The sequence below is a fragment of the Niabella aurantiaca DSM 17617 genome, assembly GCF_000374125.1.
GTDB lineage: Bacteria > Bacteroidota > Bacteroidia > Chitinophagales > Chitinophagaceae > Niabella > Niabella aurantiaca.
Window position 1 is genome coordinate 124,388 of record NZ_KB893647.1, and the last position, 14,340, is coordinate 138,727.

Annotated in this window: 10 protein-coding genes; 9 read left to right on the top strand and 1 reads right to left on the bottom strand. The window is 51.4% G+C overall.

Annotated features, from left to right (window positions below; all coding sequences use genetic code 11):
- Window positions 1-363: 363 nt before the first annotated feature.
- Genes B160_RS0125015 through B160_RS0125030 form a run of 4 tightly spaced genes read left to right on the top strand, consistent with a single transcriptional unit; the run spans window position 364 to window position 5,208 of the window.
- On the top strand, window positions 364-1,335 hold the full coding sequence (locus B160_RS0125015) for an aldo/keto reductase (protein WP_018630705.1): 972 nt from the start codon (window positions 364-366) through the stop codon (window positions 1,333-1,335).
- A 39-nt stretch (window positions 1,336-1,374) separates the two neighbouring features.
- Complete coding sequence (locus B160_RS0125020; protein WP_040680485.1) at window positions 1,375-2,817, top strand: alpha-L-fucosidase; 1,443 nt, start codon at window positions 1,375-1,377, stop codon at window positions 2,815-2,817.
- A gap of 9 nt (window positions 2,818-2,826) precedes the next feature.
- A complete protein-coding gene (locus B160_RS0125025) occupies window positions 2,827-4,275 on the top strand; it encodes an alpha-L-fucosidase (protein ID WP_026310017.1) in 1,449 nt (482 codons plus the stop codon).
- 60 nt (window positions 4,276-4,335) lie between these two features.
- A complete protein-coding gene (locus B160_RS0125030) occupies window positions 4,336-5,208 on the top strand; it encodes a carbohydrate kinase family protein (RefSeq protein WP_018630708.1) in 873 nt (290 codons plus the stop codon).
- A gap of 300 nt (window positions 5,209-5,508) precedes the next feature.
- Here the strand turns inward: B160_RS0125030 and B160_RS0125035 are convergent, their stop codons facing one another.
- Window positions 5,509-6,414: a DUF6528 family protein gene (locus tag B160_RS0125035; RefSeq protein WP_018630709.1), complete on the bottom strand. Its 906-nt coding sequence runs from the start codon at window positions 6,412-6,414 to the stop codon at window positions 5,509-5,511.
- A gap of 152 nt (window positions 6,415-6,566) precedes the next feature.
- Here B160_RS0125035 and B160_RS0125040 point away from each other — a divergent pair, with 152 nt between their 5' ends.
- From B160_RS0125040 to B160_RS0125065, 5 genes are all read left to right on the top strand, one after another.
- Window positions 6,567-6,854, top strand: coding sequence for a hypothetical protein (locus B160_RS0125040; RefSeq protein WP_026310019.1), 288 nt, complete (start codon window positions 6,567-6,569; stop codon window positions 6,852-6,854).
- Between the two features lie 109 nt (window positions 6,855-6,963).
- Complete coding sequence (locus B160_RS0125045; RefSeq protein ID WP_018630711.1) at window positions 6,964-8,124, top strand: AraC family transcriptional regulator; 1,161 nt, start codon at window positions 6,964-6,966, stop codon at window positions 8,122-8,124.
- A gap of 344 nt (window positions 8,125-8,468) precedes the next feature.
- A complete protein-coding gene (locus B160_RS0125055; RefSeq protein WP_018630713.1) occupies window positions 8,469-9,251 on the top strand; it encodes a glucosamine-6-phosphate deaminase in 783 nt (260 codons plus the stop codon).
- A gap of 100 nt (window positions 9,252-9,351) precedes the next feature.
- Window positions 9,352-12,564, top strand: coding sequence for a SusC/RagA family TonB-linked outer membrane protein (locus B160_RS0125060; RefSeq protein WP_018630714.1), 3,213 nt, complete (start codon window positions 9,352-9,354; stop codon window positions 12,562-12,564).
- Between the two features lie 18 nt (window positions 12,565-12,582).
- Window positions 12,583-14,301 carry a RagB/SusD family nutrient uptake outer membrane protein gene (locus tag B160_RS0125065; protein WP_040680489.1) on the top strand — a complete coding sequence of 573 codons (1,719 nt, stop codon included), beginning with the start codon at window positions 12,583-12,585 and terminating at the stop codon, window positions 14,299-14,301.
- Window positions 14,302-14,340: the final 39 nt, after the last annotated feature.

The following is a 14,340-nucleotide window of genomic DNA, read 5'->3' on the forward strand; positions in this document are numbered from 1 at the left end:
CCGGGGGATGCATAACATTCTGAATCCTGAGGTGGCGCCGGAGGGCACAATAACCGTCAGTTTAAGCGAAAAACGAAGCGTTGCAAGTAGAAACACCAGCAACGGCAAGCCGGGACCGCCGGCCCTGATCCCTGTTCTTACCGATCGGGAAGATCGCAGGGTTTCCGTTTGTGTAGATAAATGTTTTTTCATGCAGTACGGTCGCTGCTGTTTGAAGCCGCTACGCATTACGCTAAAAAAGGCTGCAAAAAAGCGAAAAAAGAATGCATCCTCCCGGTTGTTTACATCCTATTTCTCTGAGAATGATTGTACCTTCACCCGGACAGTTTTTTTAATTTTTTTTTTAACAGATCTGAAAAGAACATGAAAAACAGGATTGGTACAACAGATGTTTCTATAACGCCTATTACCCTGGGGGCCTGGGCCATTGGCGGGGCAATGTGGGGTGGTAATGAAGAGGCGGATTCGCTTGCGGCCATCAAAGCGTCCATTGACAACGGCATCACCTCGATCGATACGGCGCCCATCTACGGAATGGGCTACAGCGAAGAGCTGGTCGGAAAGGCGATCAAAGGGTACGACCGCAGCACGCTCCAGATCCTTACAAAATTCGGTATGGTATGGGACCAGGAAAAAGGCGATTTTGCTTTTGAGCGCAGGGATCCTGCGGGTGTATCAAGAAAAGTGTACCGGTATGGAGGATATGATAATGCGATTAAGGAAGTAGAGGCCAGCCTGAAGCGCCTGCAAACCGACTATATCGACCTGATACAGCTGCACTGGCCAGACAGTACAACACCCATCAGCGAAACAATGGAGGCCATGCAGAAGATGCAGGCGGAGGGGAAGGTAAAGGCCATCGGCGTATGTAATTACAACGGCGCGCAACTGGCGGAGGCGGAGCAAACCGTAAAGCTGGCGTCTGACCAGGTGCCTTACAGCATGCTGAAGCGGAATATAGAAAAAGATGTGATGCCCTATGCGCTTGAGAACGGGTTGTCCGTTATCGCATACAGTCCTATGGAACGGGGATTGCTCACCGGAAAATACAATGCAGCCTCCCGCTTTGCAGAAGACGATCACCGGAGCGATTATTTTAAACAGTTTGATATGAACAAGGTTGCCGTGCTTACAGACCACCTGGCAGAAATGGCCGCCGGGCACCGGGCTTCTGTGGCACAACTGGTGCTGGCATGGACGGTGCATCAGCCGGCTGTTGCTGCGGCCCTTGCGGGCGCCAGGAATGCCGGGCAGGCTGTGGAAAATGCCGGGGCCTTACAATTAAAGCTGCCGGAAACGGATCTGGCACAAATTGAAAAGTGGCTGGCAGCATAAATGAACGATATCCTGCAAATGATCAATAAGATTGCTGATATGAAAAAGAAAATAAAAAAAGCTGCGGGGCTGGCGATCATGCTCTGCCTGATGATCGCTGCCAATGGCCAGGAACAGGGTATGCATCAGCAGTCGACCCTTTACGAATGGCCAACCGACCCACTGGTAAAACAAAAGCTGGATCAGTGGCAGGATCAGAAGTTTGGAATGATCATTCACTGGGGGCTGTATGCGGTACCCGGTATCGTGGAGTCCTGGTCCATTTGCTCTGAAGACTGGATCGGCCGGGACAGTACCATCCCTTATGCGGCCTATAAACAATGGTATTGGGGATTGAAGAAAGATTTTAACCCGGTAAAATTTGACCCGGATCAATGGGCAGCGGCGGCAAAGGCAGCGGGCATGCGCTACCTTGTCTTTACCACCAAGCATCACGACGGCTTCAATATGTTTGACACCAAACAATCCGATTTTAAGATCACTAACGGACCCTTTGCAAATAACCCTAAGGCAGATGTGGCAAAGTACGTATTTGATGCGTTCCGGAAACAGGGATTTATGATCGGGGCGTACTTCTCCAAGCCGGACTGGCATAATGAGAACTACTGGTGGCCGATGTATGCAACGCCGGACAGGAATGTGAATTATGATATTAAAAAATTTCCCTGGCGCTGGCAGAAGTATAAGGACTTTACCTATAACCAGATCAGTGAGCTGATGCACAACTACGGGCGGATGGACATTCTCTGGCTGGACGGGGGCTGGGTGCGTCCGATATCCACCATCACAGATGAAGTGCGTGCCTGGGGTGCCCGGATCCCCGAATCAGGGCAGGATATTGATATGCCGAAGATCGCAGCCATGGCCCGGGAAGCGCAACCCGGTATCCTGATGGTAGACCGTACGGTGCATGGCCCCTATGAGAACTATCAGACACCGGAGCAACGGGTGCCGGATCATAAGATCGATAACCCCTGGGAAAGCTGTATGACCCTGGGTGGTGCCTGGGGATATGTGCCCGGCGACCGGCTGAAGCCCGCATCACAGGTGATCCACACGCTGGTGGAAATTGTTGCCAAGGGGGGCAGCCTGTTACTGGGTGTGGGTCCCCGGCCGGATGGTACGCTCACGGAGGATGCCGTGACCCGGCTTCACGACATTGGCAAATGGCTAAAGGCGAACGGGTCGGCGATCTACAACACCAGACCGGCGGAACAGGATAAAAGCGGCAATACCTACTTTACGCGTTCGAAAGATAATAAGCAGCACTATGCGATTACTTTGATCAAAGAAGGAGCAATGCCCGGGACTGTTGAGTGGGAGGGCAGCCTGCCCCGCAAGAGATCAGTGGTACGGTCTGTGGCAACCGGGGAGAAGGTCAAATGGACGGTTTCAGGCAATAAGGTAGTGCTGCAGGTGCCTTCTAAATTGAGGGCCATAAAAAATGCAGCAGCGCTCGCTTTTTCTTTTACAACGGAATAAAAAATGTATATGAAGAAAATTGTATTGTGTTCATTTTTGTGTATCGGTTTTGCTGCCGGGATCATGGCGCAGCAAACAAAGCCTCCGGCACCGGTATATCCCATACCGTCTGCCCGCCAGCTAGCCTGGCACCAGCTGGAAACCTATGCATTCATCCATTTTACCACCAATACGTTCACGGATAAGGAATGGGGTTTTGGTGATGAAGACCCGAAGATCTTTAACCCTTCGAAAGTAGATGCCGGCCAGTGGGCGGCTGTGTTGAAAGAAACCGGCTTCAAAGCCATGATCCTTACCACCAAGCACCACGACGGTTTTACCCTCTGGCCCAGCAAATACACCGAACATTCTGTAAAGAACAGCCCCTGGAAGAACGGGAAGGGAGATGTGGTAAAAGAAGCCAGCGACGCGGCGCGGAAAGCCGGGCTGAAATTCGGCGTGTACCTGTCGCCCTGGGACCGGAACCGTGCCGATTACGGAAGCCCTTCCTACATCATGTATTACCGGAACCAGCTGAAAGAGTTGTTCACCAACTATGGTCCCATCTTTGAAATGTGGTTCGATGGAGCCAACGGAGGCGATGGCTATTATGGAGGAAAAAAAGAAAAAAGGAAGATCAATGGGGCCACGTATTACGACTGGCCCGCGACCTTAAAGCTGGTGCGCAGCATGCAGCCGGATGTATTGTTCTTCAGCGATGCCGGACCGGATATACGCTGGGTGGGCAATGAGCGGGGTATGGCCGGCGAAACCAACTGGAACAGCATTAACCCGGACACGCTGTACGCGGGCAAGGCCGGGATCACCGCGTTGCTGAATACCGGGTCGGAAGACGGCACAAAATGGATCCCGGCAGAAGTGGATGTTTCCATTCGTCCCGGATGGTTTTATCATGCATCGGAAGATGGTAAGGTAAAAACCCCGGAGCAGCTGTTTGACATTTACCTGACTTCCGTAGGGCGGGGATCCAACCTGCTGCTGAATATTCCACCCGACCGCAACGGGGTTTTTCATCCGACGGATGTGGCTTCCCTGAAAGGGTTTAAAAAATTACTTGACGAACGGCTGAGCCATAATCTTGCAAAGCATGCAAAAGTAGTGGCCAGCAATACCCGTGGCAACGCAGCCGCATTCAGCGGTGCAAAGATCACCGACGGAAACAGGGACACCTACTGGGCAACCGATGACGGCATCACAACAGCCGACATAGAAGTGTGGCTGCCGGCAGCAAAAAAGATCAGCTATGTGCTGCTGCAGGAATACATTGCCCTGGGGCAGCGTGTACGCAGCTTTGTAGTGGAAGCACAGGAAGGTGGTAATTGGAAGGAGATTGCCACCGGTACCACCATCGGGTACAAACGTATTTTAAAGATCGACCCGGTTGTTACTTCAGCCATCAGGGTACGCATCACCGGTGCAAAAGGGACCCCGCTGATCTCCAACCTGGCCCTGTATTAATTGCCGTATCGGGGCGCTGGTATGAACTTTGCATCTTCAATGTAAAACAGCGATTTTTTTATGAAGGAACAATCCTATACAGCTATTTGCTTTGGTGAAATTCTTTGGGATGTGCTGCCAGGCGGAGCACAACCGGGCGGGGCACCCATGAATGTAGCTTACCACCTGAACCAGTTGGGTATGCCTGCAGGCGTGCTGTCAAAAAAAGGAAAGGATGCCGATGGCGACCGGCTGATCCGTTTCCTGCAAGAGCACCGTGTAAAGACTTCCCTGATACAGACCGATAACGTTCACCCTACCGGAAAAGTGCTGGCCACACCGGGCAGGAATGATGAAGTACAGTATGATATTGTATTTCCCGTGGCCTGGGATTTTATTGATATCGCCGAAGGCGCTCCGGAAAAGGTTGCGGCTGCGGAACTGTTCATCTTCGGAAGTCTTGCTGCCCGTAACGAGCACTCGCGCAGCACCCTGTTTACATTATTGTCCCGGGCCACCACGAAAATAATGGACATCAATCTGCGGCCGCCGCATTTTACAAGAGCGGTGATCGAAGCGTTGCTGAACGAGGCCACGGTGCTGAAGCTGAACGAGCAGGAACTGGAGCTGCTGAGCGGCTGGTATGCATTTACCGGATCCATGCAGGAGCAGGCCGAAGCGCTGGGAAAACGGTTTTCGATCCGGGATATCATGATTACAAGGGGCGCGGATGGCGCGGCTTATTATACAGCAGGTGCTTTTTATGAGCATCCGGGCATCAAGGTGAATGTGGCGGATACGGTAGGCAGCGGCGATGCATTCCTTGCCGGTTTTTTATCCCGATTAAGCAAAGACAGCAGTCCTGAAGAAGCGTTGGACTTTGCCTGCCGGCTGGGTTCGTTTATCGCCACACAAAAAGGAGCCTGTCCGGAATACGATCCTGCCGCAATATAAACGTCCGGTATCAGTTTTCAACGATCAGATAATTTGAGAATTTGAAAGCTCCTGTAGAGTGGGCATTATTGGGGCCGACCCAAAAGCCGCGCTTTAGCACGGCTTTAACGAAGCCGTAATTTCATAAGTGCCATCGGCACGGATCATTATGCCCCGGGCCCATGGCTCTTTTTGCTAAAATGATCGTTGAACCCCGCTTTTATAGATGACGGCTACAGCGATTCTCTAAGTAGCGGCGATAAAAAGCTGATACGTTTTAATGGTTATACGGATTCTCCCGGATCGGTTTTAAACAGCTTCTCAGAAAAAGCGGACCTTATAGAGTTTTATATCCGGGATCGTAATGGTCCTGTCCGGGTTGTGCATATAAATATGATGCGTCCACCAGCTTTCTTCAGCCTGGGTAAACAGGAGCTGCTGCTTTTGGCGGTTGTAGTTGGCGGACTTAATATTCTCCCGGCCTTTCAGGGGCGCAAACACTTCGAAATCCATTGTGGCAATCTTAAAAGTATAAACATTGTGATGGGTAGTAACGACCATGGTTTCGTCGTCAACTGCGGTCAGGTCGTGCCCCCCTTCAGAAGGAATTTTCCAGCTTTGTTCCAGCCGGAGCTGTGGCGCCGGGCCTTCCCAGTCTTTTAGCGAATAAGCCCTCAGCTCATCAAAGCCCAAGGCAAAGAGGCGCTTGTATTTTGAGTTCCAGACCACTCCATGGCCGGAGTACAGGGAGTCTCTGAATAGCCGTTGCTCCGGTTTGTCCAGGTCGTATAATTCAATGCTGTTGCCTTTGGGATGCGTCGAAAGTGCTACCACCACCCGGTTGCCGGGCAGGATCTCCGCCGAGTGCGCCATTGGTACGTGGGCGTAGAACAGCGATTTTTTTGTTTTGATGTCCAGCAGCAGCACCCCGCCGCCGGATGAGGTCAGCAGGAGTTTGGAGCGGTTCATTGCCGGCTTGCATTCGTCCAGGGGTACCATCCATTTCCGGTAGGCAGCAGGCAGGTCCTGGGCCTCGCTTACCTGCCAGCGCCAGTTAATAGCGGGCGTTGTTTCCGATTGCCGGCTGTTCAGCAGCAACACCTTATCGTCTCCGCACACAACAAGATCTGCGCTTCCCGGACCGGTTGTTGTTTTGGAAGCACAGGCGGCAATCAACAGGAAAAGAACAAGCGGGAAGTAAACGGAGCGTATCGTTTTGATGATCATAAATGACTGTGGATATTTTATGTCTGGATAAAACGCTAAAGTTAGGGTATCTTCGGTTCCGGGTCAAATTTTCGGCGGGATCGGATCCCCGTGTTTTGCGCTTGCCTAAAGGCTGCAAAGCGGGTATTTTTGAACGGTCAAAATCAAATGAAATGTCGTATAAGGAATTTAAGGAGTCGTTGATCGCGGAGGCGCCGCCAGCCCGCCTGGGTCCGCTGCAGCTGGGGCTTTGGCATGCAGCAAAGGGGAATTGGGAAACGGCACACCAGGTGGCGCAGGACCACGAAGGCCGACCGGATTTTGACCGGTTGCATGCTTACCTGCACCGGGTAGAAGGCGATGAATGGAACGCCGGTTACTGGTACCGCCGCGCCGGTGCTTCCATGCCCGCTCAATCACTGGAGGAGGAGCTGGAGTCGTTCATACGGCTTTGGTGCTGATGCTCCCGCCCGTACGCACCGGTACGGAGTCTGTAAAGCAAGCCCCGGACTCCTGTTGAAAAGTTTTTGCATCGTTCCCCGTCCGTCTCAAAAAATTATTTATAGCAAATTGATCAGGGTATTATTATTAATAGACCATTCCAGTAAGTTCTGCAGACGCCTGCTGCGGGGCCTGGTGCAGTATTCCAAAGATCATGGCCCCTGGCTGTTTTACCGGCTGCCCTCGTATTACAAAACACTGCACGGAGAGGAAGGCATATTAAAATGGGCAAGGGAGTGGAAAGCCGATGCCATCATTGCACAGGGAGATGAGGCGGGCACCAGCTTTCTTAAGTGCCTGCAGGTTCCTGTAATTGTACAGAATTATCAGGGGAGGAGTTCCTGTTTTTCGAACCTTACGGGTGACTACAGGGGTACCGGCAGGATCGCCGCCCGGTTCTTCCTGCAACGCCGTTACCGCAACTTTGCATTTTACGGAAATAAAGGAGTGGTCTGGTCTATGGAACGTGCAGAAGGATATAAGGAGGAGGTAGAAATAAATGGAGGGGATTTTTATTATTTTGAAACCGAGGCCCTGAATGGCGAGGAATGGGGTAGCAGTCATGAAAAGCTGGACCAGTGGCTGCTTTCGCTTCCAAAGCCTGTGGCGCTTTTTGCCTGCGATGATCATTTTGCCCTGCAGGTTTCCCTTACCTGTAAGCTCAATAGCATTGCCATTCCGGAAGACATCTCCCTGCTGGGCGTGGATAATGATGAACTGATCTGTAATTTGTCGGATCCCCCCATTTCTTCTATAGAGTTGGACGTGGAGAAGGGCGGGTATGAAACCGGGCGGGTCCTGCAGCAGTTGGTTACAGAAGAACGTACGGCCCCCCGCAATATCGTGGTGAACCCGGTGCGTTTTGATTTAAGGAAATCCACAGAAAAATATAATGTGGCCAATGAATATATCCGGGAAGTGCTCCATTATATTGAAACCTCTTTTACCACACCTATTTCGATCGAAACGCTCACACGTAAGGTGCCGCTTTCAAGAAGAAGTCTTGAAACCAAGTTTAAAAAGGAAATGGACATCTCTCTTTACCAGTTCATACTAAAACTTCGGATCGACTATTTTGCGGATCTTTTATTGGCCCGGCCGGAATTGTCCCTGCTGGACCTGGCCATTCGATCCGGTTTCAATGATTCAAGGAATCTTTCACGCATCTTTAAGAAGATGAAGGGCCATACGCCCACCGACTACCAGAAGAAATTTGCCCCCGTTAAATAAATTCTGCGTTTTTTGAAACAAGGATTGCGGGATCCGCTTAAGCGTTAAAGAACAGGTAGTCTAATTTTAACATGAGTGATGCCTGGGAAAGCGATTGCGCTTTTACAAATAAGCGTTGGAATGGTTGCATGAAATACCCCGATGCAGAGGAGGATGCCTTCTATAAGAATGGATTTGGACCTGTGGGCCTCTATATTTAAAACAAAGTACAAACCGCGGACGGGATGACGATCCTGGTTCCGGAAAATTTCGATTAAATAAAATATTAAAAACAGAACTGTTTTGCCGGCATACATAGTGCCCGTGCGGGTTCTGTAGTGCGTATTTAATGAATTAAATAAGAAATGGAAATGGATGAGGTAAGAAGAAAGGTGCATATAAAAAAGTATCCCACACGTCATGCAATGGGCGGGGCAGCTGCAATAGCCGTTGCCCTGCAGGCCGGCCGGTTGTTACAGCAACAGGATGCGGTGAATATCATTTTTGCAGCAGCACCCTCTCAGAACGAGTTCCTGGATGCCCTGTTGCAGCAGGATATCGACTGGACGCGCATCAATGCTTTCCAGATGGATGAGTATGTGGGACTGCCGGCGGATGCGCCGCAGGGATTTGGAAATTTTCTGAAACACCGGCTGTTTGATCGCGTGCCCTTGCGGGCGATCCATTATCTGAACGGTAATGCCCCGGATCCGGAGCGCGAATGCGACCGTTATACCGCACTGATCAATGCACACCCTACGGATATCGTTTGCCTCGGTATTGGTGAAAACGGGCACCTGGCTTTTAATGACCCTCCGGTAGCGGATTTTGAAGACACGGAAACCGTAAAAGTAGTGGCGCTGGACGGCGTTTGCCGGCAGCAGCAGGTGAACGATGGCTGTTTTAAGGTTTTAACGGATGTGCCGGCAACGGCGCTAACGCTCACCATTCCGGCATTGATGAAAGGGACTTTTTTGTACTGTATGGTTCCTGCTGCTTTAAAAGCGGAAGCTGTATATAATACGTTTTACCAGGCCATAAGCCCGTTATATCCATCCACTGTTTTAAGAACGCACCCAAATGTATCCATGTTTTTAGACGAAGAAAGCGCCCGGTTGCTGGATGAGCGGTTGCTCCAATCGGGCTGACCTTTTAAGCGGCGGGGCGGTCAAACAATGAACCGACGGCCGTATTACTTCTGGGAAAGAACAAAACACGAACGCATTCTAAACGAAAAACTTGTTACAAATGAAAAAAAGAAACCTGCTGTCTTTAAGCCTGCTTCTTTATTTTTTGCTTGCAGGCGCAACCGTTACCCGGCTGCATGCACAAACAAAAACCATCACCGGTACCATTACACAGGAGGCGAACAATGCTCCTTTAGAAGGCGTTACGGTAAAAGCAGAGGGCACTGCTGATAACACCGTTTCGGATAAGGATGGCCGGTATTCCATTAAGGCGGGCTCGGGGTCGGTCCTGGTATTTACCTATGTTGGAATGGATACGGTGCGGATGGAGGCCGGCGCATCCGCAACGGTGGATGTGGTTATGAAATTATCGAAAAGTTCCATGGATGAAGTGGTGGTGGTAGGGTATGGAACGCAGAAAAAAAGCAACCTCACCGGTGCCGTTGACGTAATTTCCGGTGAGCGGTTAAAAGACCGCGCGGCCAACAATATCGGCGACCTGATCAAAGGCGCCTCACCCAACCTTACGATTTCGATGAATATGCGGGGCGGCGAGCCGGGCTCGGCCAGTAACTGGAACATCCGGGGCATGGGCTCCATTGAAGGGAATGCTTCACCGTTGATCCTGGTGGATGGGGTGGAAATGAATATCAATAACGTAGATCCGGAATCCATCGAAAGCGTTTCGGTGTTGAAAGATGCTTCGGCATCTGCGATTTATGGATCCAGGGCTCCTTTCGGGGTGATCCTGATCACCACCAAAAAGGGAAGCAGAACGGGCGGCGTCAATATCCAGTACACCAACAACCTGTCGTGGAGCAGCCCCGTCCGGTTACCCAGCTTTGTCGACTCGTACACCTGGGCTACGGCATACAACCAGGCGGCTGCAAATGCCAAAGCCACTGCGGTATACAGCGAGGAGCAAATGAAACGCATCCAGGATTATATAAATGGCTCCTACCCGTATGAGTATAACCCGGATAAACCGATTGACAATTTATTTGGCGGCCGCAGGGACGGGAACGCCAATAACGACTGGCCGCACCTCCTGATGCGGGATCATTCCTTCAGTCAAAAACACAATATCAATATATCCGGGGGTAACGAGCGGAACCAGTACTATCTTGGCGGTGGGTATGTGAACGAAAACGGGCTCTACGAGTGGGGTAATGACAGCTATAAACGCTATAATTTCATCGGGAACTATAATGCCACCATAACCTCCTGGCTCAAATTCAACTCCAGTGTAAAGTATGCCTCCGGGAAAACGGATTACCCCATCGGCTATACAACCGTCGGGCGCGAGCACTTCTTTAACGGGCTGCTGACCTTTGCCCCCATGATGCCGTTTTATAATATCAATGGCACGGTGCAAAGCCCGCTGGTACGGTACCTGCAGGGCACCGGACGGGATAATGGTTATACGAATGATTTTTTCATCACACTGGGCGGTGAACTGGAGCCCGTTAAAGGCTGGAAGACCTTATTCTCCTACAATTACAACAACCAGGGCTACCGGAGCACGTCTAACCCGCGGCCGGTACCTGTTGAACTGGGTACAGGCCAGTTTGGCAATATCGGCAAACCGGTTGCCGGTTATGCGTCGGCTTTTTCCCAGAACATCTATACCCTCATCAACGGGACGACCTCCTATGAAAAAAAACTGAACCGGCATTATGTGAAAGCGCTGGCCGGTTACGAGCAGGAGTACCGCTACTATACCGGGCTGAGCGGATCGGGAGGCAACCTCATCAACCTGGATGTGCCTTCGATCAGTACCTCATTGGGTGAGCGGGTGGTAACAGACCAGCTCTATCATTGGGCCACACAGGGCGTCTTCGGCCGGCTCAACTACAACTTCGATGAAAAATACCTCATTGAGTTCAGCGCCCGGTATAATGGATCTTCGCGGTTTGCACCGGGAAAACGCTGGGGTTTTTTCCCGGCAGGAGCTGTCGGATACGCCATATCCAAAGAGCGTTTTTGGGAACCGGTCAAAAAATATGTAAATGTGCTTAAACTCCGCGCCTCGTACGGAGCCCTGGGCAACCAGAACATCATTGATGGCGGCGGGCACAATGCAAGTAATTACCGGTACCTGGCCACCATACCTACGGGCAGCCAGCTGAACTGGATCATTGACGGGGAGCGGCCGCCCTATGCCGATGTTCCCCTGCTTTACAGTGCCGACCTGACCTGGGAAACCATTACCTCGTTTAATGCAGGGGTCGATGCCGGGTTTTTGAATAACCGGCTGAACCTGACCTTCGACTGGTACAAACGGATAACCGATGATATGGTGGGGCCCTCTGCTACGTTGCCTTACCAGATCGGCGCGGCCGTTCCGCGCACCAACAATGCAAAGCTGTCGACCAAAGGGTTTGAACTGGTGTTGTCATGGAAGGATCAGTTGTCGCCCCGGTTTGGATATAATGCCAGTGTGAGCTTCGGTGATAACCGTTCGGAAATCCTCCAGTACCGCAACGATAAAGGGATTGTGGATACCTGGTATATCGGTAAAGAGGTGGGCGAGATCTGGGGCTTTGTCAGCGATGGATTGATCCAGAGCGAGGGTGAGCCCATGGCGGACCAATCCAAATACTGGAATGCCTGGGGCCCGGGTGATATGAAGTATAAGGATATCAATGGTGATGGCGTCATTAACGATGGCCAGCGAACACTGGGTAATCATGGCGACCTGGTGGTGATCGGCAACAATCAGCCGCGGTACAATATCGGTATCACCGGAGGCGTGAACTGGCGGCAGTTTGATTTTTCGATGTTCTGGCAGGGCGTGGGAAAACAGGATTATTACCCGGGTACGGACTCGCCGGTATTCTGGGGACTGACCACCGCCTGGGGCGGGTCAGCTGTTTTTAAGAACTCGCCCAACCTGGACTATTGGCGCCCGGCTGATGAGACGAATATCCTGGGCCCCAATACCGACGCATACCTGGCAAAGCCCTATTTTACGGCGGAAACGAACAAGAACCGCCAGGTTCAGAGCCGCTACCTGCTGAACGCCTCCTACCTCAGGCTCCGGAACGTTCAGCTGGGTTATACATTGCCGGCGGATTGGATGCGCAGGTTTAAGATCAGTAACCTCCGCGTGTATTTTTCGGGAGAAAATTTAGTGCTGATCACCAGCGTACCCAAAGCGTTTGACCCGGAAACAATGATCGCATCGGACCGGAGCTTCGGGGGCTACCAGACAGCGGGCATGATCTATCCGCAAACCAGCTCACTTTCATTTGGATTGAATCTTACTTTCTAATATTTAATTATGAATATCATGAAAAAGTATTGCATCATCATAATTGTACCGGTAATCTTATTGCTCAGCGCCTGTAATAAAAATTTCCTTGACCGCAGGCCGCTGGATGCCACCACATCGGATGTGTTTTTTGAAACGCCCGACCAGATGCGTACCTACATCAACACCTTCTACAATTCCGGCAATTTCCCCAAATATGCCAATCATGGAAGCGATTACGAAAGCGACAACCAGGTGACCAATACGCCCAATCAACGGCTTCAGGGTACACGAACCGTTACCACTTCCGGAACCATCAGCTTTACAGATGTACGGCGGATCAATTTCTTCTTCGATAATTACCACAGGGTGGAAAAAAAATACACGATAGACCAGTACCAGCAATACCTGGGCGAAGCGTATTTCTTCCGGGCGTTGATCTATTTTAAATTGCTGCAGAGCTACGGCGCTATCCAGATCGTTACCAAAGAGCTGAGTGTTGACGCGCCCGAGCTGCAGAACCCAAGGGATCCGCGAAATGCTGTGGCCGACTTTATTATCGATCAACTGGATTCTGCTGCCCTGTACCTGACGGCCGATAAAACCTCGGGTGCCGGGCGGATCAACCGCTGGATCGCGTTACTGATCCAGAGCCGTGTAGCACTGTACGAAGGAACCTGGGAGAAGTACCATGCCGGCACCGACTTTGGTGTGGAGAATGCCAACCCGGATGCCTATTTTACAAAGGCAGCCGAAGCGGCCGGAGCGGTGATGGATGGAAATGTGTACAACGTGTACAGTACCGGTAACCCCCAATCCGATTACAAAAACCTGTTTGCCCTGATGGACTATGCCACCAATAGTGAAATGATGTTCTGGAGGAAGTATGATAATAACTTAACAGGGGGAGATGCGGATTTTACAAATGATCGTTTTTACCGGATGCGGACACCTACCAACCGCACCATTACCAAGCAACTGGCGGATGCCTACCTGTGTACGGACGGTCGCCCCATTGCCGGCAACGGGCTGTTTCATGGATACAACACGCTCGCATTAGAGGCTGAGAACCGCGATCCCCGGTTTTATCAAACGATCGCCACACCGGACCAGGTCTGGAAAATTCAGGCGAATGGCAGTACGGAAAACTGGAGTGGGGCTTATGCACAGCTCAATACGGCCGCCGATTATAATGCCCCCAGCGGCTACATCATCCAGAAAGGGTACAACCCCAACCTGGTTTATCATGTGCAGCAATACGAAGAGTCGCCCGGCATCATCTACCGGTATGCCGAGGTGCTGCTGAACTATGCAGAAGCGAAGGCCGAACTGGGTACGCTTATACAGACCGATATCAATAAATCCATTAAGCTCCTGCGCGACCGGGTAGGCATGCCCAATCTGGTATTATCCGATATTGCCACGGATCCCAACTGGGAGTTTCCGGATCTGTCGCCGGTGATCAACGAGATACGGCGCGAGCGCAGGGTGGAGCTGGCTGCAGAGGGTTTCCGGTGGAATGATATTGCCCGCTGGGCCGCGGCAGACGAGTTGATCGTGGGTACGCGGCCAAAAGGCTTCAAGGCTTCACAGGTTGCAAAAAATCCCTTCCCGGTAGATGGGGCGGGCTTCCTGGATCCGTTCCAGAAATCCCTGCCTTCGGGCTATGGGTTCAAATTGGACAGGGACTACCTGAACTCCATTCCGGAAAGTGAAATTTTATTGAATGACAATCTGAAACAAAACCCGGGATGGTGATGGGGAAAGCTCAATGTTTAAGGTTTAAAGTTCCGGCAT

Coding starts and splice junctions, on each gene's coding strand:
- B160_RS0125015 (WP_018630705.1), top strand. CDS start 364: ATGAAAAACAGGATTGGTACAACAGATGTTTCTATAACGCCTATTACC.
- B160_RS0125020 (WP_040680485.1), top strand. CDS start 1,375: ATGAAAAAGAAAATAAAAAAAGCTGCGGGGCTGGCGATCATGCTCTGC.
- B160_RS0125025 (WP_026310017.1), top strand. CDS start 2,827: ATGAAGAAAATTGTATTGTGTTCATTTTTGTGTATCGGTTTTGCTGCC.
- B160_RS0125030 (WP_018630708.1), top strand. CDS start 4,336: ATGAAGGAACAATCCTATACAGCTATTTGCTTTGGTGAAATTCTTTGG.
- B160_RS0125035 (WP_018630709.1), bottom strand. CDS start 6,414: ATGATCATCAAAACGATACGCTCCGTTTACTTCCCGCTTGTTCTTTTC.
- B160_RS0125040 (WP_026310019.1), top strand. CDS start 6,567: ATGTCGTATAAGGAATTTAAGGAGTCGTTGATCGCGGAGGCGCCGCCA.
- B160_RS0125055 (WP_018630713.1), top strand. CDS start 8,469: ATGGAAATGGATGAGGTAAGAAGAAAGGTGCATATAAAAAAGTATCCC.
- B160_RS0125060 (WP_018630714.1), top strand. CDS start 9,352: ATGAAAAAAAGAAACCTGCTGTCTTTAAGCCTGCTTCTTTATTTTTTG.
- B160_RS0125065 (WP_040680489.1), top strand. CDS start 12,583: ATGAAAAAGTATTGCATCATCATAATTGTACCGGTAATCTTATTGCTC.